Raw genomic sequence first — 22516 nt, 5'->3', positions numbered from 1 at the left:
ATTGCCTTGCCTGGTCAAGCTGGGCACTTTCCACGTTCGCTTCCTGTCGCTACAATGTGCCGCACCGGATTTTTCCACGCCCGCCGCTGGCGCCGCTGTTTGTTTGGAAAACCGCTCCTTTTACCCGTTTTTCTACCGTGTCAGGAATGAGATGCAGCAGACCCCGATTCGATCCTTCCTCTGCGCGCTGGCGCTGGCCGCCGGCATCGTCCCAGCCGCGCACGCTGCCAATGCCACCCAGCCGGCCACCATGCGCCTCGATTACCAGCACAGCGGCAATGCGCTGGGTGAACATTATGCTGTTGAGCGCGTGCTGGTCGAGCCCTTGCCATGGCCGGGCAACCTGGCGCGCCCCATCGACGACAGCAACCGCGGCAACAATCTGCTGGAAGTGGTCGACATCCAGTCGGGCAAGGTGCTGTATTCGCGCGGTTTTTCCACCATCTTCGGCGAGTGGGCCAGCACGGACGAAGCGAAAACCACCACGCGCGCGTTCCAGGAATCCGTGCGCTTCCCGCAGCCCGAGCACCCCGTGCGCGTGCGCATCCTCAAGCGCGACGAGCGCGGCCTGTTTTCCATTGTGTGGAGCACCGATGTCGACCCGGCCGCGCAGGACGTGATCCGCAAGCAGCCGCCGGCGCCCGTCAAGCCGATCCCGATCCGCATCAGTGGTCCGTCCAGCGACAAGGTCGACCTCTTGATCATGGGCGACGGCTACACGGCCGCCGAAATGGGCAAGTTCGAAGCGACGGCGCGCAAATTGGCCGAGCACCTGTTTACGGTGTCGCCATTTCGCGAGCGGGCCAATGATTTCAATGTGTGGGCGATGGCCGCGCCGACGCAGGAATCGGGCGTGTCGCGTCCCTCGACGGGCGTGCACCATGCGTCGCCGCTGGGCACGCGTTACGATATCTTCGGCAGCGAGCGTTATGTGCTCACCACCGACAACCGCGCCCTGCGCGACTTGGCGCAGTATGCGCCGTATGAATTCATCGAGATCCTTGTCAACAACGACACCTACGGCGGTGGCGGCATCTTCGGCCAGTTCAGCACGGCCGCAGCCAACAACGACTGGGCCAACTACCTGTTCGTGCATGAATTCGGCCACCATTTCGCCGGCCTGGCCGACGAGTACTACACCTCGCCCGTGGCCTATCAGTCGAATGGCGAGCGGCAGGAGCCGTGGGAGCCGAACGCCACGGCGCTGCGCGATCCGGCCAGGCTGAAATGGAAGCAGCACGTCAAGGCAGGCACGCCGCTGCCGACGCCATGGCCGAAGGATGCGTACGACAGCCATGCGCGCGAATACCAGAAGCAGCGCGCCGCCCTGCGCGCGGCCAACCGCCCGGAAAGCGAGATGAGCGACTTGTTCAAGGCCGACCTGGCGTACACGCAGCAGCTGTTCTCGAAGGCGCCGCAGCGCCATGCGGTGGGCGCCTTCGAAGGCGCGAACTACGAGTCGTCCGGCTACTACCGGCCCGAGATGCAATGCATCATGTTCGACCGCAGCGAGACCTTCTGCTCCGTATGCCAGGATGGCATCAGCACCATCATCGACCTGTATTCGCGTCCGGCAGCGGCGCTGCGCCAATAAGGCCGTTTCGCGCAGTTCCGCAAGGCATGGTGGGCCATGTTGCAACGCAATAGCATGGTCCCCATTCCATCTCTCCCGCAGCGTCTGTCATCCGCCCTTGCCCTGCATTGCTTGTTTTTCAAGCAATGCCCATCTGTGCTGGCAACGTCTATTTTCTTCCTGCAAGCCCAGTAGTATTATCAAATATGCATGCTCGCACGCTTGCCTGAAAAATATTTCATTTAGTTAATATTGAGGTAAAATTTGATTTACATCAATGCTGCATTGCCGCAATCGCACTTATAGTTGACCTAGCTCAAAGCGTCATGGAATGCGGATCGAACTCATCACGAATCACGCTTCTAAATGCTGTAGAGTAATTTCGCCCCGTACCAGTTCCCCGAGAATGCACTGGTGCCGGCCTCGAATTTCAGTGACGGAAGCCCGATTCATGAAGATGCAGATCCCCGCGCCTGACGCGCGCAGTACCTTACACCCCCACACTCCCATTGCCTTGCCGTATGCGCGCGCCGGCGGCGTCACCCTGGCCACTTGCGCTGCCGCCATGCGCGCCGGCGCGGTGCGCTGCGTGAACGCGGCCACGCCCTGGCCCGCCTTGCGTCCGAATAAACCATGACGGCGTCCGTGCCGCCATTCCTGCCATTGCAGGGAAAACGCGGGCTGGTGGTCGGCATCGCCAACGCGCAAAGCATCGCCTGGGGCTGCGCCAGCGCCCTGCGCGCGGCCGGCGCCGAACTGGCCGTGACCTGGCTCAATGACAAGGCGCGTCCGCATGTGGAACCGCTGGCGCAGCAAGTGCAGGCGGCCATCATGGCGCCGCTCGACGTGGCCGTGCCGGGCCAGCTCGAAGCGCTGTTTGCGCAGATCGAGCAGCAGTGGGGGCGGCTCGATTTCGTCGTCCATTCCATCGCCTACGCGCCCAAACAAGACTTGCATGGCCGCGTCACGGACAGTTCGGCTGACGGCTTCGCGCAGGCGATGGATGTCTCCTGCCACTCCTTCATGCGCATGGCGAAACTGGCCGAACCGCTGATGCCGGACGGCGGCAGCTTGACCACCATGAGTTACCTGGGCGCCGAGGAAGTCATCGCCGACTATGGCCTGATGGGGCCCGTGAAGGCGGCGCTGGAAGCATCGGTGCGCTACCTGGCCGCGGAACTGGGCCCGCAAGGCATCCGCGTCAATGCCATCTCGCCGGGGCCCCTGGAGACGCGGGCCGCTTCCGGCATTGCCCATTTCGACCGCCTGATGGCCGACGCCATCGAACGCTCGCCCATGCGCTGCCTGGCCACCATCGAGGACGTGGGCGCGCTGTGCGCCTTCCTCGCCGGCGACGGCGCGCGCGCCATCACGGGCGGCACCTTGTATGTCGACGGCGGCTACAACATTCTGAATTGACTGGAAGATGATGACCAAGGCTGTCTTTACTTTGCCACACCGCGCCATGCTGGCCGCGCTGGCCGCCACGCTGGCCCTGACCGGCTGCGCTTCGATGGCGCCGCCGTATGCGCCACCGCCGCTGCCCGTGGCGGCGCAGTATCCGGAAACCGATCCCGCCGGCGCAAGCGCGCCCGACGTCGCCTGGCAAAGCTACTTTGCCGACGCGCGCCTGCAGGCGCTCATTGCGCAGGCGCTGGCCGGCAACCGCGATATGCGCATCGCCGCCCTGCGCGTGGAAGAGGCCCGCGCCGCGTATGGCATCGTGCGCGCGGAACAATTCCCCACCATTGCGCTGGGCGCCTCCGGCAGCCGCGCGCGCGTGCCCGGCGACCTGAGTCCGACGGGCCGCGCCATGACGAGCGCGCAGTACCAAACGGGCTTGAACGTGAGCGCCTGGGAGCTCGATTTCTGGGGCAGGGTGCGCAGCCTGAAAGATAGCGCGCTGCAAACCCTGCTGGCCAGCGACGAGGCGCGCCGCGCCGTCGGCGTGGCCCTGGTGGCGCAGGTGGCCAATGGCTACCTGGGCTTGCGCGAACTCGATGAGCGCGTGGAACTGGCGCGCGCCACGGTCGACAGCCGCGCCGAGTCGCTGCGCATCTTCACGCGCCGCTTTGAAGTCGGGTCGATTTCCAAGCTGGACCTGACGCAGGTGGAAACCCTGCTCAGCCAGGCCCTCTCGCTGTCGGCGCAGCTGGAGCAGGCGCGCGCCGTGCAGGCGCACGCGCTGGCCCAGTTGGTGGGCGGCCCCGTCGACCTGACGCCGGTGGCTGGTGAGGTGCGCCGCTTCGACGACGCCAGCGTGCTGCAGCCATTGCATGCTGGCCTGCCCTCGGCTTTACTCACGCAGCGTCCCGACCTGATCGCGGCCGAGCATCAGCTGCGCGCCGCGCAAGCCAATATCGGCGCCGCGCGCGCCGCGTTCTTCCCCACCATTTCGCTGACGGCGGCCTACGGCACGGCCAGCGCGGAATTGAGCGGCCTGTTCGATTCTGGCAGCGGTGCCTGGAATTTTGCGCCGCGCCTGGTGCTGCCGATCTTTGATGCGGGCCGTTTGCGCGCCAACATGGATCTGGCCGAAGTGCGCCGCGACGTGGCCGTGGCCAACTATGAAAAGAGCGTGCAGGGTGCCTTCCGCGAAGTGGCCGACGCGCTGTCGAACCGGCGCTGGCTGGCGCTGCAGGTCGACATCGGCAAGACCACGCTGGCCGCGCAGAGCGAACGGGCGCGCCTGGCCAAGCTGCGCTATGACAATGGCGCCGCGCCCTACCTGGAAGTGCTCGATGCGCAGCGCGACTTGCTGACGGTCGAGCAGCAGCTGGTGCAGACGCGCCGCGCGCTGCTATCGAGCCAGGTCAGCCTGTATGCGGCCCTGGGCGGCGGCGCACCCGTCGCCTCCGCCGCCGCTTCCACCCACTAATTTGATCGCCCCGATACCATGAATGCTCAACTGAAGAAAAAACTCATCCCCGCGGCGCTGGTCGTGGCCGTTCTCGTGCTGGGCTATGTGGCCTGGCAAAAAATGCGTCCCACCGGCCCTGGCGAAGGTTTTGTCAGCGGCAATGGCCGCATCGAAGCGACCGAAATCGACGTCGCCACCAAGCTGGCGGGGCGGGTCAAGGAGATCCTCGTGCGCGAGGGCGACTTCGTCAAGGCGGGCCAGCCGCTGGCCAGCATGCAGGTGGACTCGCTGACGGCGCAGCGCGACGAGGCGCGCGCGCGCCAGCAGCAGGCGTCCGACGCGGTGGTCGGTGCGCAGGCGCAGGTGGCTGTGCGCGAGAGCGACAAGGCGGCCGCGCTGGCCCTGGTGGCGCAGCGCGAAAGCGAACTCGATGCGGCCAAACGCCGCCTGGCCCGTTCCGAAACCCTGTCGAAAGAAGGCGCTTCCTCGGTGCAGGAACTCGACGACGACCGCGCCCGCGTGCGCAGCGTGGCCGCCGCCTTGAATGCGGCCAAGGCGCAAGTGACGGCGGCGCAGGCGGCCATCGACGCGGCAAAAGCGCAGGTGGTCGGTTCGCGTTCCGCCGTGACGGCCGCCGAAGCGACCACCGCGCGCATCGATGCCGACCTGGCCGATGGCCAGCTGGCGGCGCCGCGCGACGGCCGCGTGCAATACCTGGTGGCGCAGCAGGGCGAAGTGCTGGCCGGCGGCGGCAAGGTGCTCAACCTGGTCGACCTGTCGGACGTCTACATGACCTTCTTCCTGCCCGAGACGGCGGCCGGCAAGGTGGCGCTGGGCGGCGAAGTACGCATCATCCTCGATGCGGCGCCGAACTATGTGATTCCCGCGACGATCTCGTTCGTCGCCGCCAGCGCGCAGTTCACGCCGAAGACCGTAGAAACGGCCAGCGAACGCCAGAAGCTGATGTTCCGCGTGAAAGCGCAGATCAGCCGCGAGCTGCTGCAAAAGCACCTGGCGCTGGTCAAGGTGGGCTTGCCCGGCGTGGCCTGGGTGCGTCTCGATGCGAAGCAGCCATGGCCCGCTGAATTGACGGCGAAGGTCCCGCAGTGACCGTGGCTTCCACTTCCCCAGTCGTCAGCATCAAAGGCGTCAGCCAGCATTACGGCAAGACGGTGGCGCTGGACGGCATCGACCTCGACGTGCCGGCCGGCCGCATGGTGGGCTTGATCGGGCCCGATGGCGTGGGCAAATCGAGCCTGCTGTCGCTGGTGGCCGGCGCGCGCGCCGTGCAGCAGGGCACAGTGATGGCGCTGGGAGGCGACATGCGCGATGCGCGCCATCGCGACGACGTCTGTCCGCGCATCGCCTACATGCCGCAAGGCCTGGGCAAGAATCTGTATCCGACCCTGTCGGTCGAGGAAAACCTGCAGTTTTTCGCGCGCCTGTTCGGCCACGATGCGGCCGAACGCCGGCGCCGCATCGACCAGCTGACCCGCAGCACGGGCTTGCAATCGTTCCTCGCGCGTCCGGCGGGCAAGCTGTCGGGCGGCATGAAGCAGAAGCTGGGCCTGTGCTGCGCGCTGATCCACGATCCCGACCTGCTCATTCTCGATGAACCGACCACCGGCGTCGATCCGCTGGCGCGCGCCCAGTTCTGGGACCTGATCGCCGGCATCCGCGTGCAGCGCCCGCAAATGAGCGTGATGGTCGCCACCGCCTACATGGACGAGGCGCAGCGCTTCGACTGGCTGGTGGCCATGGATGACGGCAAGGTGCTCGATACGGGCACGCCGGCCGAACTGCTGGCGCGCACGCAAAGCGACAATCTGGAGGCGGCCTTCATCAAGCTGCTGCCGGAAGCCAAGCGCGCGGGCCACCAGCCTGTGGTGATCACGCCGCTCGATGCTGCCAGCGCGCAGGACGTCGCCATCGAGGCGCAAGACCTGACCATGCGCTTCGGCGACTTTACAGCCGTCGACCATGTGAATTTCCGCATCGGCCGTGGCGAGATCTTCGGCTTTCTCGGTTCGAACGGCTGCGGCAAGTCGACCACGATGAAGATGCTCACGGGCCTGCTGCCGGCAACGGAAGGCAAGGCCTGGCTGTTCGGCAAGGAAGTCGATTCCAGCGATATCGACACGCGCCGCAGGGTCGGCTACATGTCGCAGGCATTCTCGCTGTATAGCGAACTGACGGTGCGCCAGAACCTGGTGCTGCACGCGCGCCTGTTCCACGTGCCGGAAGCGCAAATCGCTGCCCGCATCGACGAGATGGCGCAGCGCTTCGACTTGCGCGCGGTGATGGACGATTTGCCTGACAGCCTGCCGCTGGGCATACGCCAGCGGCTGTCCTTGGCCGTGGCCATGGTGCACAAGCCGGAAATGCTGATCCTCGACGAGCCCACGTCCGGCGTCGACCCGATCGCGCGCGACAATTTCTGGCGCCTCATGATCGAGCTGGCGCGGCGTGACCGCGTCACCATCTTCATCTCCACCCACTTCATGAACGAGGCCGAGCGCTGCGACCGCATCTCGCTGATGCATGCGGGTAAAGTGCTGGTCAGCGATGCGCCGGCCGAACTGGTACGCAAGAAGGGCGCGCCCTCGCTGGAAGCGGCCTTCATCGCCTACCTGGAAGAGGCGGGCGGCGGCACGGCAGCAGCCGAAGCGCAGGAAAGCGAGGCGCCGGGCCAAAAGGCGGCAGTGCAGGCGCCGCAGCAGAAGCAGCAGCGCAGCCGTTTCAGTCTTGGGCGCATGCTCAGCTACATGTGGCGCGAAACGCTGGAATTGCGCCGCGATCCCGTGCGCCTGACCCTGGCGCTGGGCGGCTCCGTGCTGCTGCTGTTCGTCATCGGCTTCGGCATCAGCCTCGATGTGGAAGACCTCAGTTATGCGGTGCTCGATCACGACCAGACGACGTTGAGCCAGAATTACACGAACAACCTGGCCGGTTCGCGCTACTTCGTCGAGCGAGCGCCGCTGCGCGACTATGCCGATATCGACAAGCGCATGCGCAGCGGCGAACTGTCGCTGGCCATCGAGATTCCGCCCGGCTTTGCGCGCGACGTGCAGCGCGGCGCGCCGGCACAGGTGGGCGCCTGGATCGACGGCGCCATGCCGATGCGCGCCGAAACCGTGCAGGGCTACGTGCAGGGCATGCATCAGCTGTGGCTTGCCGACCAGGCCTTGCACCGTTATGGCATCACGATGAGCAACCCCGTCGCCATCCAGACCCGCTACCGCTACAACCCCGACGTGAAAAGCCTGCCGGCCATGGTGCCGGCCGTGATTCCCCTGCTGCTGCTGATGCTGCCGGCCATGCTGGCGGCGCTGTCGGTGGTGCGTGAAAAGGAACTCGGTTCCATCATCAACTTGTACGTGACGCCCGTCACGCGCCTGGAATTCTTGCTTGGCAAGCAGGTGCCGTACGTCATGCTGGCGATGTTCAACTTCGCTCTCATGGCGCTGCTGGCGGTCACCGCCTTTGGCGTGCCGATCAAGGGCAGCTTGCTGACCCTGATCGGCGCCACGTTCATCTTCAATATCTGCGCCACCGGCATCGGCCTGTTCGCCTCGACGTTTACACGCAGCCAGATCGCGGCCCTGTTCGTGACCATGATCGGCACCATGATTCCGGCCATCCAGTTTTCCGGCCTGCTCAATCCCGTCTCCTCGATGGAAGGCGTGGGCAAGGCCATCGGCCTGATGTACCCGGCCACGCACATGCTCAATATCAGCCGCGGCGTGTTCAACAAGGCGCTGGGATTCGGCGACCTGCACGCCTCGTTCTGGCCATTGATCATCGCCATCCCCGTGATCCTCGGCGTGACGGTGGCGCTGCTGAAGAAACAGGAGAGCTGATATGCGGCACCTTGAAAATATCTACCGCCTGGGCGTGAAGGAAATCTGGAGCCTGATCCGCGATCCGATGATGCTGATCCTGATCCTCTACACGTTTACTTTGGCGATCTACGTGGCCGCCACGGCCAAGCCGGAAACCCTGCACATGGCGTCGATCGCCATCGTCGACGAGGATGGCTCGCCGCTGTCCGGGCGCATCGCCTCGGCCTTCTTTCCGCCGCAGTTCACGCCGCCGGCCATGATCAACCAGAGCCAGGTCGATGCGGGCTTGGACGCAGGCCTGTACACCTTCGTGCTGACGATCCCGCCCAAGCTGCAGGCCGACGTGCTGGGCGCACGCCAGGCGGAATTGCAGCTGAACGTGGACGCCACGCGCATGAGCCAGGCCTTCAGCGGCAGCGGCTACATCCAGCAGATCGTCGCCGGCGAAATAGCCGAATTCGCCAAACGCTATCGCGGCACGACGGTCTCGCCGGTGGAGCTGGTGATGCGCGCGCGCTTCAATCCTTCGCTGAGCCAGGCGTGGTTTGGCTCGCTGATGGAACTCATCAACCAGGTGACGATGCTGTCGATCATTTTGACGGGGGCAGCGCTGATACGCGAGCGCGAACACGGCACCATCGAGCACTTGCTGGTGATGCCCGTGACGCCGGCCGAAATCATGCTGGGCAAGGTATGGTCGATGGGCCTGGTGGTGCTGCTGGCCGCCGCCCTGTCGCTGAACCTGGTGGTGCGCGGCATGCTGCACGTGCCCATCGAAGGCTCGATCGCGCTGTTCCTGTGCGGCGCGGCCCTGCACTTATTTGCCACTACCTCGATGGGCATTTTCCTGGCCACCGTGGCGCGCAGCATGCCGCAGTTCGGCATGCTGCTGATCCTCGTGCTGCTGCCGCTGCAGATGCTCTCGGGCGGCAGCACGCCGCGCGAAAGCATGCCCGAACTGGTGCAGAACATCATGCTGATCGCTCCGACCACGCATTTCGTCGAATTGAGCCAGGCGATCCTGTACCGGGGCGCCGGCATCGACGTGGTGTGGAAACCGTTCCTGGCCCTGCTGGCCATCGGCACGGCCCTGTTTAGCTTCGCGCTGGCGCGCTTTCGCAAGACCATCAGCCAGATGGCGTAGCCCCCCGCGCCGGAATGTTCCGGCGTTTGTTTGCATGAAAAGGATAGCCATGAAGATCGAAACTGCTCCATTTTTCTCCACCGGCGGCTTGCCGCCGCTGGGCGTGCTGGGCGACTATGCGCGCGACTCGTGGCAGCGCATCGTGCTGTACGCGGACGTGATGCGCCGGCGCGGCAACCAGTACCAGGAGCATCTGGCCGAGGAAGTGCCGAACGTGCTGGACTTCCCCGCCGAACTGGTGATGTCCGGCCTGGAGCTGGCGCGTCCCGTCAACTACGGCCTGGCGTGCATATTGACGCCCGATGCGCCCGAACCTGATCCATCGAAGCGGCCCTTCGTCGTCGTCGATCCGCGCGCGGGACACGGTCCCGGCATCGGCGGCTTCAAAGCCGAGAGCGAAATCGGCGTGGCCCTGCGCGCCGGCCACCCGTGCTACTTCATCGGCTTCCTGCCCGATCCCGTGCCGGGACAGACGGTGGAAGACGTGATGCACGCCGAGGCGGCCTTCCTGGAAAAAGTCATCGCCCTGCATCCGCTCAGCGAAGGTAAACCCGTCGTCATCGGCAATTGCCAGGCGGGCTGGCAGATCCTCATGACGGCGGCCATGCGCCCGGACTTGTTCGGCCCCATCATCGTGGCCGGCGCGCCCGTGTCGTACTGGGCCGGCTGGCACGGCCGCAATCCGATGCGCTACGCGGGTGGCCTGATGGGCGGCAGCTGGGCCACGGCCCTGGCGGGCGACCTGGGCAAGGGCCGTTTCGACGGCGCCAGCCTGGTGCAGAATTTCGAGAAGCTGAACCCGGCCAACACCCTGTGGGGCAAGCAGTACAACCTGTACGCGAACATCGATACGGAAGCGCCGCGCTATCTTGAATTTGAAAAGTACTGGGGCGGTCACGTGTTCCTCAACGACGTCGAAATGCAGTACATCGTCGACAATCTGTTCATCGGCAACCGCCTGGCCACGGCCGAGCTGATCACCTCCGATGGCGTGCGCCTGGACTTGCGCAATATCCGCTCGCCCATCGTCGTATTCTGCTCGAACGGCGACAACATCACGCCGCCGCCGCAGGCGCTGGGCTGGATCACGGACCTGTACCGCGACGACAACGATGTGCTGCTGCACGACCAGACCATCGTCTACGCCGTCCATGACAGCATCGGCCACCTGGGCATTTTCGTCTCGTCCAAGGTGGGACACAAGGAACACCAGAAATTCGCCAGCAATATCGACCTGATCAACCTGCTGCCGGCCGGCATTTACGAAGCGCGGATCGTCGACAAGACGCCCGATACGCCGAACGCGGACCTGGCCAGCGGCGACTACGTGCTGCAGGTCGAGCACCGCGGCATCGACGACGTGCGCGCCATCGTGCAGCCGAGCGTGGAAAACGACCGCAAGTTCGCCGCCGCCGCGCGCGTGTCCGAAGTGAACCTGGCTTTGTACCGCACGTTTGCGCAGCCGTGGGTGCGCGCCATGGTCACGCCGCAGTCGGCGCGCTTCCTGCAGCTCACGCATCCGCTGCGCGTCTCGTACGAGCGCTGGACGGACCACAATCCGCTGGCCAAGCTGGTGGCCAAGGAGGCGGAAAAAGTGCGCGCCCAGCGCCAGCCTGTGGCACCGGACAACCCGCTGCTGGCCATGCAGGAAGCCTTCTCCGACGCCATCACGGCCGGCTTGAACGGTTGGCGCGACTGGCGCGATACGGTGCAGGAAACGACCTTCGACCTGGTGTACGGTTCACCCCTGGTGCAGGCGCTGACGGGGCAAGCCATCGGCGACACCTCGCCGCCGCGCCCGCATCCCGGTATCTCGCCCGAGCATGGCGAATACGTGCGCTGCGAAACGCGCAAGATGGACGAGGACATGCAGCATGGGGGCCTGGTGGAAGCGGCCGTGCGCGCGCTGTTCTACATCTACCGCTTCCGCATGATCGCCGACGAGCGCAGGGTCAACCTGGCGCTCAAACTGATCAAGCCGCAATACCGGCAGGATGTCAACATGGAGGAATTCCGCGGCATCGTGCGCCAGCAGGCGCGTTTGATGCTGCATGATTTCGATGCCGCCATCGCCGCCCTGCCGGAATTGCTGTCGCGTGCCGAACCGGATGCCATCGGCGCGCTGGGCGAATGGCTGCAGCAAGTGCTGCAAGTGCCCGAAGCGCCGACGCCGGACGAGGAAGCGAGCCTGCAGCAGATGCTGGAGGTATTCGAGCGTGCGATCAAGGATCAAACGAAGGCGCTGCCGCCGGCCGCGCATGCATCTCAAACTGCGTCCCAGCCTGCTATCCAGGCCAAACCCGCCAAAAACACAACATCTGCCTAGAAGACCATGATGACTACCACCCAAAACGATGATTTGCATATCGTGCGCAACCGCACCTTCGACCAGATCGCCATCGGCGACACTGCCAGCATCACGCGCACCCTGAGCATGGACGACATCGCCCTGTTCGCAGTGATGTCGGGCGATGACAACCCGCAGCACCTCGATACGGAATTTGCCGCCGCCACCCGTTACGAGGGCGTGATTGCCCACGGCATGTGGGGCGCGGCCCTCATTTCCGCCGTGCTGGGCACGCGCCTGCCCGGCGCCGGCACCGTCTACACGGGCCAGACCCTGCGTTTCCTGCAGCCCGTGCGCGTGGGCGATACGCTGGTCATCAGCGTCACCGTCACCGCGCGCGAGCCGCGCAACCGCCACGTGACCCTGGCCTGCCGCTGCGTCAACCAGCATGGCGCCGTGGTGCTCGACGGCGAAGCGCAGGTGATCGCGCCCGCCGAACAGATCGAACGCAAGCGCGCCACCTTGCCCGAAGTACGCCTGCATAACGGCGACGGCACGCGGCGCCTGCTGGAGCAGGCGCGCACCTTGGGACCGATCCGGGTGGCCGTGATCCACCCGTGCGATGAACTGAGCCTGGCGGGCGCGCTGGACGCCTATGCGGCCGGCCTGATCACGCCCGTGCTGGTGGCGCCGCGCGCGCGCCTGGAAGCGGTGGCGTTGGAGGCTGGCCTGAGCCTGGAAGGCATCGCCATCGAGGATGTCGAGCATAGCCATGCGGCGGCCGCGCGCGGCGCCGAACTGGCGGGCAAGGGCGAAGTCGAGGCGCTGATGAAGGGCAGCCTGCACACGGACGAACTGATGTCGGCCGTGCTGGCCGCCAGCGCCGGCCTGCGCACCAAGCGCCGCATCAGCCACTGCTTCCTGATGCAGACGCCCGCCTATCCGCGTCCTTTCATCATCACGGATGCGGCCATCAATATCGCGCCGAACCTGGCCATGAAGGCCGACATCGTGCGCAACGCCATTGACCTGGCGCACGTGATCGGCGTGGCCTGCCCGCGCGTGGCCATCCTGGCCGCCGTGGAAACGGTGAACGCGGACATGCCGGCCACGCTGGACGCGGCCGCCCTGTGCAAGATGGCCGACCGTGGGCAAATCACGGGCGCGATCCTCGACGGCCCGCTGGCCTTCGACAACGCCGTGTCGATCGCCGCCGCCACCGTCAAGGGCATCGTCTCCGAGGTGGCGGGCCGCGCCGACATTTTGCTCGTGCCCGACCTGGAAAGCGGCAACATGCTGGCCAAGCAGCTCGAATACATGGGCGACGCGGACAGCGCCGGCATCGTGCTGGGCGCGAAAATCCCCGTCATCCTCACCAGCCGCGCCGATTCGCGCGCCAGCCGCATCGCCTCGTGCGCCATCGCCGTGATGCTGGCCAACCATTACCGGAGCACGCCACCATGAACGCGTCAGTCCAACATGCCGACGGCGCCCTGATCCTGGTGCTCAATTGCGGCTCGTCGAGCATCAAGTTCGCCCTGTTCGAGCAAGCGGGCGGCGTGCTGCCGCAGCAGGCGCAATGGAGCGGCAAGGTCGAAGGCATCGGCCGTGAAAACGCCACCTACCGCGCCGGCGGGCTGCCGGCAATCGCCTTGCAGCTCGATGCGGAGCAGCCCCATCACGCGGCCCTCGAATACATCCGCGCGCAAGTCGTGGCGCAGCTGGCCGGGCGCCCGCTGCGCGCCGTGGCGCATCGCGTGGTGCATGGCGGCAGCAAGTATTTCGCCCCCGTGCGCATCGATTTCAAAGTGCTGGCAGACCTGAAAAGTTATGTGCCGCTGGCGCCCCTGCACCAGCCATTCGCGCTGGAGGCGATCGAGGTGCTGCTCGAATCGCGGCCCGACATCGCCCAGGTGGCGTGCTTCGACACGGCCTTCCACCACACGGTGCCGCAGGTCGAGCAGATGCTGGCCCTGCCGTACGATGCATGGGAACGGGGCTTGCGCCGCTACGGCTTCCACGGCCTGTCGTACGAATACCAGTCGCTGGTGCTGGAGCAGCGTTTTGGCGCCGTCGCGCGCGGCAAGGTCATCGTCGCTCACCTGGGCAGCGGCGCCAGCCTGTGCGCCATGGAGAACCTGCACAGCGTGGCCACCACCATGGGCTTTTCCGCGCTCGATGGCCTGATGATGGGCACGCGCTGCGGTTCGCTCGATCCGGGCGCCGTGATCTACCTGATGGAAATCGAAAAACTGTCGCTGGAAAAAGTGGCGCATGTGCTGTACCACGAATCGGGCTTGCTGGGCGTGTCGGGCGTGTCGGCCGATCCGCCGGTGCTGCTGGCGCAGCAGGACCGGCAGGATGCCACGGGCGAGCGCATACGCGCCGCGCTGGCCCTGTATATCCGCCGCATCGTGCGTGAGATCGGCGCCCTGACGGCCGTGCTGGGTGGGCTGGATATGCTGGTGTTTACGGCCGGTATCGGCGAGCACAGCGCCGAACTGCGCCAGCGCATCTGCGCCGAACTGGGTTTCATCGGCCCCGTGCTCGATGCGCAGGCCAATGCGCGCAACGCCAGCCGTATTTCCACCGATGCCAGCCGCATCGTGGTGGGCGTGGAGCCGGCCAACGAGGAGTGGGTGGCTGCCCGCCATGCGGCGCTGGCCGTGAGCGCATGAGGATCTGACGCATACAATCGCACTCGATGGGAAATTTGCCGAATTGCACATATTTCCCGTTGAGTGCGCTAACGCACTGTGTGGTTTGCCCCTTATCTTTACTATGAAGTCATGCCATCGAGCTGCTGACAACCACAGCCCGATGCCTGGCAAATTTGGAACATTTTGCCCGCCTTTAGTAAGAATAAAATTAAACCATATTGAAAGGTCTCATCATGAACAAATTACTCGCCGCCCTGATCGCCACCCTGTTTGCTACCGCCGCCTTCGCTCAAACCGCGCCGGCTACCGAAGCTGTCGTGAAAGCCCAGGCTTCCGCGCAAAAAGACGTCAACAAGGCTGCCGCTTCGGAAGCCAAAGTCGATGCCAAGGCTGACGCCAACGTCGCCAAGGCTGAAATGAAGGCCGACGAAAAGAAAGCCGACGCCCATCACAAGGCCAACAAAACCAAGGCCAAGGCCCATGACAAAGTCGTCAACGCCGATGCGGAAGACAAGCTGAAAGCGGAAGCCAAGGCCGATAAAACCGATGCCAAGGCCGATGCGAAAGCCACCAAGACGGCCGTGAAAGCCAACGCCAAGGTCGCCAAGGAAAAAGTGGAAGCGAACGCCGATAAAGCCATCGCCGCCACCAAGACGGAAGAAGCCAAGGCCAAGGCCGACGCTGAAGTCAAGGCCGCCGCCGCCAAGTAATTCCCCGTTTGCGGGCCTCGGCCTGCAAGCCCCAAAGACAGCTTCGGCTGTCTTTTTTTTCGTCCGCCACTTTTCCCTGGCACCGCTTGCCAGTCTTGATCTGGCGCAAATGCTCCTCTTTTCGCCGTGCCATAGTGAACTGGCAAACAGACGAAGGGAGACATCATGAGCACCGCTAAAACGAAAAAAACGCCGGCCACCGGTTCGGCGCAAGGCGCACCAGCCATGTCCGCCATGCAGGCGATGCCGGTCGAAGGCGATATGCAGGCCGGCGCTGATGCGGCGGGCGGCGACGCCATGCCGGGGCAGCGTCTGGGCGTGTCATATGCGGGCCAGGCGGCGCTCACCCAGGGTGCTGCCGCTGCGGATGCTGGCGACATGCCGGGCGGCGGCATGCAGCAGGCGCCGCAGGGCATGGCGGGCGCCAGTTGCATGCAGGTTGGCGGTGGCGGCATGGGCGGCGATGGTGGCGATAGCGGTGGCAATGGCGGTGATGGGGGGCAGGGCGGCGGCACGCCGCAAGTGCGCACCTGCGCCACGATGGACGTCCATCGCCGCCTGCTGACCGAAGACCCGTCGTATGCGAACGTGCGCGCCGATATCGAAAACCTGGCCGGACTCTACGAGGGCGACGCCAGCATTGCGGGCCGTGCCGGCGTGACGCAGATACCGGTGGTGGTGCACGTGGTGTGGAATACGGCCGCGCAGAATATTTCGGATGCGCAGATCGCCAGTCAGATCGACGTGCTGAACCGCGATTTCCGGCGCGTCAACCCGGATGTGAACAGCACGCCGGCACCATTCCTGCCGCTGACGTCCGATGCGCGCGTGGAGTTCGCGCTGGCCACCACCGATCCGAACGGTGCGGCCACCAGCGGCATCGAGCGGCGCCAGACGGCGGTGGCCTCGTTTGGCGCGGACGATGCCGTCAAGTCGCAGGCGACGGGCGGCATGGATGCCTGGCCGGCCGATACCTACCTCAATATCTGGGTGTGCCAGCTCGGTGGCGGCTTGCTCGGCTACGCGCAGTTCCCCGGCGGCCCGGCCGCCACCGACGGCGTGGTGATCCTGCAATCGGCCTTCGGCACGACGGGCACGGCGGCGCCACCGTTCCACCTGGGACGCACGGCCACGCATGAAATTGGCCACTGGCTGAATCTGAACCATATCTGGGGCGACGACGGCACCGGTTGCTCGGGCACGGACAATGTCGCCGATACGCCGAACCAGGGCGGGCCGAACACGGGCCAGCCCTCGTTTCCCCAGGTGTCGTGCAATAACGGACCGAATGGCGACATGTTCATGAACTACATGGATTACGTCGACGATCCCGCCATGTTCATGTTTACGGCGGGCCAGGTGGCGCGCATGCAGGCTTGCCTCGATGGTCCGCGCGCCAGCATCGGCAGCGGGACGGGCGGCACGGGCGCCACGCCGCGCCAGAGCTCCTCTCCCGTCGTGGCCTGGGGCGCGAACCGCCTCGATGTCTTCGTCGTTGGCACGGACCGCGCGCTGTATCACAAGGCCTGGAATGGCACGGCCTGGGCGCCGTCCGTCACCGGCTACGAGGGGCAGGGCGGCATCTGTACCAGCGCGCCGCAAGTGGTCTCGTGGGCGCCGAACCGGCTCGACGTATTCGTCACGGGCACCGACAGCGGCTTGTTCCACAAATGGTGGAACGGCACGGCGTGGGGACCGTCGCTGACGGGCTATGAAGCGATGGGCGGCTTGTGCGTGGGCGACCCGCGCGCCGTGGCCTGGGGACCGAACCGTCTCGATGTGTTTGTCGTCGGCACGGACCGCGGCCTGTATCACAAGTGGTGGAACGGGTCCGCCTGGGGGCCATCCTTGACGGGCTATGAAGCCATGGGCGGTCTGTGCCTGGGCCAGCCGGAAGCGGTGGCGTGGGGACCGAACCGCCTCGACGTGTTCGTCGTCGGCACGGACCGGGCCCTGTACCACAAGTGGTGGAACGGCACGGCCTGGGGACCGTCGCAGACGGGATATGAACGGCTGGGCGGCATCTGCACCTCGTCGCCGAATGCCGTGGCATGGGGGCCGAACCGCCTCGACGTTTTCGTCACGGGTACCGATGGCGCCCTGTACCACAAGTGGTGGGATGGCGCGAAATGGGGGCCTTCCAACGATGGTTTCGAACGCCTGGGCGGCATCTGCGTGGGCGAGGTGGAAGCCGTGTCGTGGGGACCGAACCGGCTCGACCTGTTCGTCATCGGCACGGACAGCGCCCTGTATCACAAGGCCTGGAATGGATCCGCCTGGTCGCCTTCCCTGGCGGGCTTTGAAAACCTGGGCGGCGTGTGCACCTCGCGGCCGCGCGCCACGGCCTGGGCAACCAACCGCCTCGATGTCTTTGTCACGGGCACGAACGGCGCCCTGTTCCACAAGGCGTGGAACGGCACGGCCTGGTCGCCGTCCGTGAGCGCTTATGAAAGCCTGGGCGGCGTGGTATCGTGTTTCTGAGGGAGGGATCGCCATGCACGGCATGACAACGGCACTGCCCAGCGGCAGCTGGACGCACTCGTTCGAGGAAGATGCGGACGGTATCGAGGTGTACCGGCCCACGGCTACGTTTGCCTTTCCTCCCAGCCGCAAGGGGCGCAAGGTGCTGGAATTCGGCGCGCCGGCCGGCGTCATGGCGCAAGGGGCGGCAACCTTGACGTCGATGGCGCCCGGCCCCGACGACCGTCCCCGCGCCGGCCCCGTGACCCGGCTCGTACCCTTGGGCATGGGCCGCTATGCGCTCGGTGATGGCGCAGGCGCGCAGGACGTGATCGACATCGTCGAAGCGACACCCGACGTGCTGCGCCTGGCGCGGCGCTAAGGCTGGTCGCGCAGCTTGTAGGCGAGCGCCGTGCGGTTGCCCACGCCCAGTTTCTGGTAAATCGCATGCAACTGGTTGCGCACGGTGGCCGGCGACTTGCCCAGTTCCCTGGCGATGCTTTTATACGCCAAGCCTTCGGCCGCCATGGCCGCCACCAGCCGCTCCGCCGGGGTCAATCGCTGCATGGCGCCCTGCCTGAAACGGTGTTTGTCATCCTTGCTCTCCTGTCAGTTGGCGGCATGCCGGTGGCGTGCCTGCAGGAGTAACGGGAACGGGGGACGTATTTGTAAAATTATTTTTCTCTGCCGCCGCTAGATTCGATGGGCGAAAAAAAAGACAGGCGAACCTGTCTTTTCGTATGAATCGATGGTGCTTAGCCGATGGCCGCCATCGACACCGGTTTCAGCTTGGCCGCCAGCGCCTTGCCCTTCTTCGCGCGCTTGCCGAAATGCTCGGCCAGGGCCGTGGCGCCCAGCGACGCATCCTGCGGTTTCGAGGCCCGGCCGATGCCCGAGACCACCACGCCGCGCTGCGTGATCGGCTGCACGGCCAGCAGCTTGTCTTTCGCATCGAGGTCGATCAGCTTGACGCCGGTGCCGCCCTTGGACAGGGTTTTCATTTCATCGAGGCCGAACACCAGCAGGCGCGCGCCTTCCGTCAGGCAGGCCAGGGCACTGGCCGCCTCGGGGATGACTTTCGGTTCGAGCGGCACGTCGCCGTCGTCCAGTGTGATGAAGGCCTTGCCGCCTTTCAGGCGGCTGCTCATGTCGCCCGCCTTGGCGATGAAGCCGTAGCCGGCGCTCGACGCCAGCAGCAAATTGGTCGCGCCATTGCCCGCAAAGTAGTGCAGGATGCGCACGGCGTTGCCTGGCGTGCCGCCGCTCAGGTCGCACAAGGTCGTGATCGGCACGCCGTCGCCGCGCGCGTTGGGCAGCGCGGAGACGGGAACCGAGTAAATCTTGCCGTTGTTGCCAAAGCCCAGCAGGGTGTCGACCGTGCGGCACTCGAACGCGCCATGCAGGCTGTCGCCCGCCTTGAAGGTGAACTGCGCCGCATCGTGGCCGATGCCGGTACGCGCGCGCACCCAGCCTTTTTCCGAAATGATGACGGTGACCGGTTCATCGACCACCTTCTGTTCGGCCACGGCTTTTTGCGCTTCCTCGATCAGGGTGCGGCGCGCGTCGCCGAACTGCTTGGCGTCCGCTTCGATTTCGCGGATGATGGCGCGCTTCATCGAACCCGGATTGTCGAGCAGGTCCTGCAGCGACTTTTCTTCCTTGCGCAGTTCAGCCAGTTCCTGCTGGATCTTGATCGTTTCCAGGCGCGCCAGCTGGCGCAAGCGGATTTCCAGGATATCGTCGGCCTGGCGCTCGGACAGCTTGAACGCGTCGATCAGGGCTGCCTTCGGTTCATCCGAATTGCGGATGATCTGGATCACCTTGTCGATATTGAGCAGGATCGCTTCGCGTCCTTCCAGAATATGGATGCGGTCCTTGACCTTGCCCAGTTTGTAGCCGGTGCGGCGCGTGACGGTCTCGAAGCGGAAATCGATCCACTCGCGCAGGATGTCGCCCAGGCCTTTCTGGCGCGGGCGGCCGTCGCCGCCGATCATCACCAGATTGATCGAGGTCGACGATTCCAGCGACGTGTGCGCCAGCAGCATCAGCATGAATTCCGTCTGGTCCTGGTTCTTCGACTTCGGTTCGAACACGAGGCGCACGGGCGCGGCACGGCCCGATTCGTCGCGGATGGTGTCGAGCGAATTGAGGATCAGCGCCTTCAGGGCCACCTGGTCCGGCGACAGCGCCTTCTTGCCCAGCTTGATCTTCGGATTCGTCAGCTCCTCGATTTCTTCCAGCACCTTTTGCGACGAGGTGCCCGGCGGCAGTTCCGTCACGACGGCTTGCCACTGGCCGCGCGCCAGCTCTTCGATTTTCCAGCGCGCGCGCACCTTCATGCTGCCACGCCCGCTCGCGTACATGTCGGCGATCTGCGATGGCGGCGTGATGATCTGGCCGCCGCCGGGGAAGTCGGGGCCGGGAATGATGGCCATCAGCTCGGCGTGCGTCATCTTCGGATCGCGGATCATGGCGACGGCCGCTTTTGCCACTTCGGCCAGATTGTGCGACGGGATCTCTGTTGCCAGGCCCACGGCGATGCCGGAGGCGCCGTTCAGCAGCACCATCGGCAGGCGCGCCGGCAGCAGCTTCGGCTCTTCCGTCGAACCGTCGTAGTTGGGCTGGAAATCCACCGTGCCCATGCCGATTTCATCCATCAGCAGCTTGGCGATCGGCGTCAGACGCGCTTCCGTGTAACGCATGGCCGCGGCGCCGTCGCCATCGCGCGAGCCGAAGTTGCCCTGGCCATCGATCAGCGGGTAGCGCAAGGAAAAATCCTGCGCCATGCGCACCAGCGCGTCGTACACGGACTGGTCGCCGTGCGGATGCAACTTACCGAGCACGTCGCCGACCACGGCCGCCGATTTGCGGGGCTTCGCCGTGGAATTGAGGCCCAGCTCATTCATCGCATACAGGATGCGGCGCTGCACCGGCTTCTGGCCGTCGCACACGTCGGGCAGGGCGCGGCCCTTGACGACGGAGATGGCGTAATCGAGATAGGCGCGCTCGGCAAAGGTGGACAGAGTCAGCGCTTCGCCGTCGAATACCGGTTCATCCGGCTCGGTCGGCTCAGGCTGGGCATCGTCAAATAAATTGGTTTGTGTGGACATGGCGCTTGTTTCGGTGTTAAGTGGTTGCGGTTGAATTCGTGGGGCTGATTATGACAGCCCGGGTCGGGATAAGGCGGCGCCGTAGCGCAGATAGATGCAGCGCAGGGTGAAGTACAGCACGATCAGGGCCAGCTCGACGCCGTTATGCATCATCGACATGGAGCGCACGGACGCGGCCTGGCCGGCCAGCAAAAAGCTGCCAAGGGAGGGCACCAGCACCAGCGGCCAGACCGTCCTCCAGCGCAAATCGCTGGGCGAAATCAGCAGACCTGCGCATGACCAGGCATACAGCGCGGCACCGAGCGGCACGGCTGGCAGCAGTTGCAGATACAGGGGCAGCAGCAGGCCGGCGCAGCCGATCAGCCATGCCACGCGCAGGCGCGGCAAACGCGCCACGGGCAAGCCGCATTCCTCATACAGGCCAGCGGCGCTGCGCAAGGCAAGCAGTAACAGGCAAAACATCATGGGCATGCCATTGGCGATGACGAGTGCCGCAGAGCCTATGCCGTTCATGAACAAGGCGGCGACCAGCGCCAGGCCCAGCGCGGCGGCAAGCAGCATGCCGTTGAGCAGTTGGCGGTTCATGGCATATGCCAGCAGCGCCGAGGCGCACAAGCCCACCGAGGTGGCGATGCGCAGCGTATCGCTGCGCTCGGGCAGGAACAGCAATAGCGCCAGCAGCACAAAGGGCACGATCCAGGCCAGCTGCAGCAGTCCGTGACGCTGCCGCAGCACGGGCAGGCGCTCCTGCAGCCCTTCCTGCAGCGCGTGCAGCCGCGCGAACAGGGGCGCGGGCCAGCGCAGCGCGTGCATGGCCAGCACGGCAAAGGCCAGCGCCTGGCAACCCAGCAGGCTGGCATACGCGCCCATGTCACCGAGGCTGATGTCGGCGACCTTGAACAGGCTGGAGAGGATGATGTGCAGCACGAAGCCCAGGCCCGCCGATGCGAAGGCCGTTTGCTTGAAATAGCGGCGCGAAAAAACCGCCTGTTCCCATTGCTCGAACAGATCCGTATCGAGTTTATAGGCCAGCATTTCGCCATGCTGCCAGCGTATCGTCTGCAGCAGCTCGCGCAGCTGCAGGTTGAATTTTTTGTCCAGCATCTGGCGCGCATAGGCCGATGGCGGCTGCTGCGACATGATGCAATCGAGGCCCGGGTAGCTGTCGCGGTTGTCGCTGAAATGCGCGAACGAGCGGTCGGCCCGGTAGCGCTGCACGGCGCTGCGCACCAGGTCCCCATGGCTGCGCGCCAGGTAGGAAAAGTCGCGGTCCCAGCCCAGCTGCTCGAACAAGGCATGGCGCAGCGACAGGTCATAGCCGGCGCTGGCGCAGTAGCGCAGCGCGCACAGCTCGAATTCCTCGCGCACGTCGAGGTTGAGCAATTCTTCGCGTTCGAGGAAGCCGGCCAGCAGGGCGGCCGCGTCGCGGCGCCGCGACTGTTCCAGGAATGCCTGCCACAGGCTGGCGCCTTCCTGGACGGGATCGATGGCGACCACGCCCCATAGTTCCGGCGGTGCTGCGGGCTCCTGGGCTATGACGCCCCACAGTTCCGCAGGCGGCTCCTGCGCTTCCTGCGCGGGTTGGTCGACGACGCCCCACAGCTCGGCCGGCTCCATGGGCGGCGCTGCCATCGCTGCCGCTTCGGCCTCGGCCGCTTGCGCTTCCGGCAGCTCCTTGGCAAACAGGTGCGCATGGCGCAGCGCGTACTCATACGCTTCGCGCAGCTCCTGGAAGGCGGCCGGATCGTCTTCGGGACGCGTCACCTTCAGGCGCTTCGCATACGCGCGCTTGAGGGCGCGCTCGTCGCCGGTCGGCTCCGTGCCGAGGATGGCCCACAGGCTGCGCTGTCCGTTGTGCATGCCGCCGTCC

General features: G+C 65.4%; 16 protein-coding genes. 13 read left to right on the top strand and 3 right to left on the bottom strand.

All coding sequences use genetic code 11. The annotated features are described in order from the left end of the window. Positions 1–151: 151 nt before the first annotated feature. The 13 genes from CLU91_RS13045 to CLU91_RS12980 all read left to right on the top strand — a co-directional run bounded on the left by CLU91_RS13045 (position 152) and on the right by CLU91_RS12980 (position 17918). Entirely contained in the window at positions 152–1594 is a 1443-nt protein-coding gene (locus CLU91_RS13045; protein WP_100874502.1) for an IgA Peptidase M64, read from the top strand. Between the two features lie 430 nt (positions 1595–2024). After that, a complete protein-coding gene (locus CLU91_RS13040; protein WP_100874501.1) occupies positions 2025–2210 on the top strand; it encodes a hypothetical protein in 186 nt (61 codons plus the stop codon). Beyond that, positions 2207–2992 carry an enoyl-ACP reductase FabI gene (gene fabI, locus CLU91_RS13035; protein ID WP_100874500.1) on the top strand — a complete coding sequence of 262 codons (786 nt, stop codon included), beginning with the start codon at positions 2207–2209 and terminating at the stop codon, positions 2990–2992. Before CLU91_RS13040 ends, fabI begins: the two co-directional genes overlap by 4 nt. Positions 2993–3002: 10 nt before the next feature. Next, positions 3003–4451 (top strand): efflux transporter outer membrane subunit, encoded by a 1449-nt coding sequence (locus CLU91_RS13030; protein ID WP_100876716.1) that lies wholly within the window; start codon positions 3003–3005, stop codon positions 4449–4451. Between the two features lie 18 nt (positions 4452–4469). Continuing rightward, the gene (locus CLU91_RS13025) at positions 4470–5543 is read left to right on the top strand and encodes an HlyD family secretion protein (RefSeq protein ID WP_100874499.1); all 1074 of its coding nucleotides are present in this window, start codon (positions 4470–4472) and stop codon (positions 5541–5543) included. Positions 5544–5545: 2 nt separating this feature from the next. Then, on the top strand, positions 5546–8293 hold the full coding sequence (gene rbbA, locus CLU91_RS13020; RefSeq protein ID WP_269800636.1) for a ribosome-associated ATPase/putative transporter RbbA: 2748 nt from the start codon (positions 5546–5548) through the stop codon (positions 8291–8293). A gap of 1 nt (position 8294) precedes the next feature. Further along, a complete protein-coding gene (locus tag CLU91_RS13015) occupies positions 8295–9419 on the top strand; it encodes an ABC transporter permease (protein WP_100874497.1) in 1125 nt (374 codons plus the stop codon). A gap of 49 nt (positions 9420–9468) precedes the next feature. Then, positions 9469–11745 carry a DUF3141 domain-containing protein gene (locus CLU91_RS13010; RefSeq protein ID WP_100874496.1) on the top strand — a complete coding sequence of 759 codons (2277 nt, stop codon included), beginning with the start codon at positions 9469–9471 and terminating at the stop codon, positions 11743–11745. Positions 11746–11754: 9 nt separating this feature from the next. Continuing rightward, complete coding sequence (locus CLU91_RS13005; RefSeq protein ID WP_100876715.1) at positions 11755–13170, top strand: bifunctional enoyl-CoA hydratase/phosphate acetyltransferase; 1416 nt, start codon at positions 11755–11757, stop codon at positions 13168–13170. Further along, a complete protein-coding gene (locus tag CLU91_RS13000) occupies positions 13167–14384 on the top strand; it encodes an acetate/propionate family kinase (RefSeq protein WP_100874495.1) in 1218 nt (405 codons plus the stop codon). The genes CLU91_RS13005 and CLU91_RS13000 overlap by 4 nt, the downstream gene beginning before the upstream one ends. Positions 14385–14599: 215 nt before the next feature. Then, positions 14600–15076, top strand: a complete 477-nt coding sequence (locus CLU91_RS12995) for a hypothetical protein (RefSeq protein ID WP_100874494.1) — start codon at positions 14600–14602, stop codon at positions 15074–15076. Positions 15077–15241: 165 nt separating this feature from the next. Next, positions 15242–17557, top strand: coding sequence for a M43 family zinc metalloprotease (locus tag CLU91_RS27855; RefSeq protein WP_269800635.1), 2316 nt, complete (start codon positions 15242–15244; stop codon positions 17555–17557). A 13-nt stretch (positions 17558–17570) separates the two neighbouring features. Further along, positions 17571–17918: a hypothetical protein gene (locus tag CLU91_RS12980; RefSeq protein ID WP_157814687.1), complete on the top strand. Its 348-nt coding sequence runs from the start codon at positions 17571–17573 to the stop codon at positions 17916–17918. Here the strand turns inward: CLU91_RS12980 and CLU91_RS12975 are convergent. The 3 genes from CLU91_RS12975 to CLU91_RS12965 form a co-directional block, all read right to left on the bottom strand. Further along, a complete protein-coding gene (locus CLU91_RS12975; RefSeq protein ID WP_100874491.1) occupies positions 17915–18103 on the bottom strand; it encodes a helix-turn-helix domain-containing protein in 189 nt (62 codons plus the stop codon). The genes CLU91_RS12980 and CLU91_RS12975 overlap by 4 nt on opposite strands. Before the next feature lie 188 nt (positions 18104–18291). Further along, a complete protein-coding gene (gene parC, locus CLU91_RS12970; RefSeq protein WP_100874490.1) occupies positions 18292–20646 on the bottom strand; it encodes a DNA topoisomerase IV subunit A in 2355 nt (784 codons plus the stop codon). Between the two features lie 48 nt (positions 20647–20694). After that, positions 20695–22506, bottom strand: a complete 1812-nt coding sequence (locus tag CLU91_RS12965; RefSeq protein WP_157814686.1) for a J domain-containing protein — start codon at positions 22504–22506, stop codon at positions 20695–20697. Positions 22507–22516: the final 10 nt, after the last annotated feature.

The organism is Janthinobacterium sp. 64 (genome assembly GCF_002813325.1).
Lineage (GTDB): Bacteria > Pseudomonadota > Gammaproteobacteria > Burkholderiales > Burkholderiaceae_D > Janthinobacterium.
Note: the sequence above shows the minus strand (reverse complement) of the source record. Positions and strands in the feature narration are given on the sequence as shown.

Coding starts and splice junctions, on each gene's coding strand:
- CLU91_RS13045 (WP_100874502.1), top strand. CDS start 152: ATGCAGCAGACCCCGATTCGATCCTTCCTCTGCGCGCTGGCGCTGGCC.
- CLU91_RS13040 (WP_100874501.1), top strand. CDS start 2,025: ATGAAGATGCAGATCCCCGCGCCTGACGCGCGCAGTACCTTACACCCC.
- fabI (WP_100874500.1), top strand. CDS start 2,207: ATGACGGCGTCCGTGCCGCCATTCCTGCCATTGCAGGGAAAACGCGGG.
- CLU91_RS13030 (WP_100876716.1), top strand. CDS start 3,003: ATGACCAAGGCTGTCTTTACTTTGCCACACCGCGCCATGCTGGCCGCG.
- CLU91_RS13025 (WP_100874499.1), top strand. CDS start 4,470: ATGAATGCTCAACTGAAGAAAAAACTCATCCCCGCGGCGCTGGTCGTG.
- CLU91_RS13015 (WP_100874497.1), top strand. CDS start 8,295: ATGCGGCACCTTGAAAATATCTACCGCCTGGGCGTGAAGGAAATCTGG.
- CLU91_RS13010 (WP_100874496.1), top strand. CDS start 9,469: ATGAAGATCGAAACTGCTCCATTTTTCTCCACCGGCGGCTTGCCGCCG.
- CLU91_RS13005 (WP_100876715.1), top strand. CDS start 11,755: ATGACTACCACCCAAAACGATGATTTGCATATCGTGCGCAACCGCACC.
- CLU91_RS13000 (WP_100874495.1), top strand. CDS start 13,167: ATGAACGCGTCAGTCCAACATGCCGACGGCGCCCTGATCCTGGTGCTC.
- CLU91_RS12995 (WP_100874494.1), top strand. CDS start 14,600: ATGAACAAATTACTCGCCGCCCTGATCGCCACCCTGTTTGCTACCGCC.
- CLU91_RS27855 (WP_269800635.1), top strand. CDS start 15,242: ATGAGCACCGCTAAAACGAAAAAAACGCCGGCCACCGGTTCGGCGCAA.
- CLU91_RS12980 (WP_157814687.1), top strand. CDS start 17,571: ATGCACGGCATGACAACGGCACTGCCCAGCGGCAGCTGGACGCACTCG.
- CLU91_RS12975 (WP_100874491.1), bottom strand. CDS start 18,103: ATGCAGCGATTGACCCCGGCGGAGCGGCTGGTGGCGGCCATGGCGGCC.
- parC (WP_100874490.1), bottom strand. CDS start 20,646: ATGTCCACACAAACCAATTTATTTGACGATGCCCAGCCTGAGCCGACC.
- CLU91_RS12965 (WP_157814686.1), bottom strand. CDS start 22,506: ATGCACAACGGACAGCGCAGCCTGTGGGCCATCCTCGGCACGGAGCCG.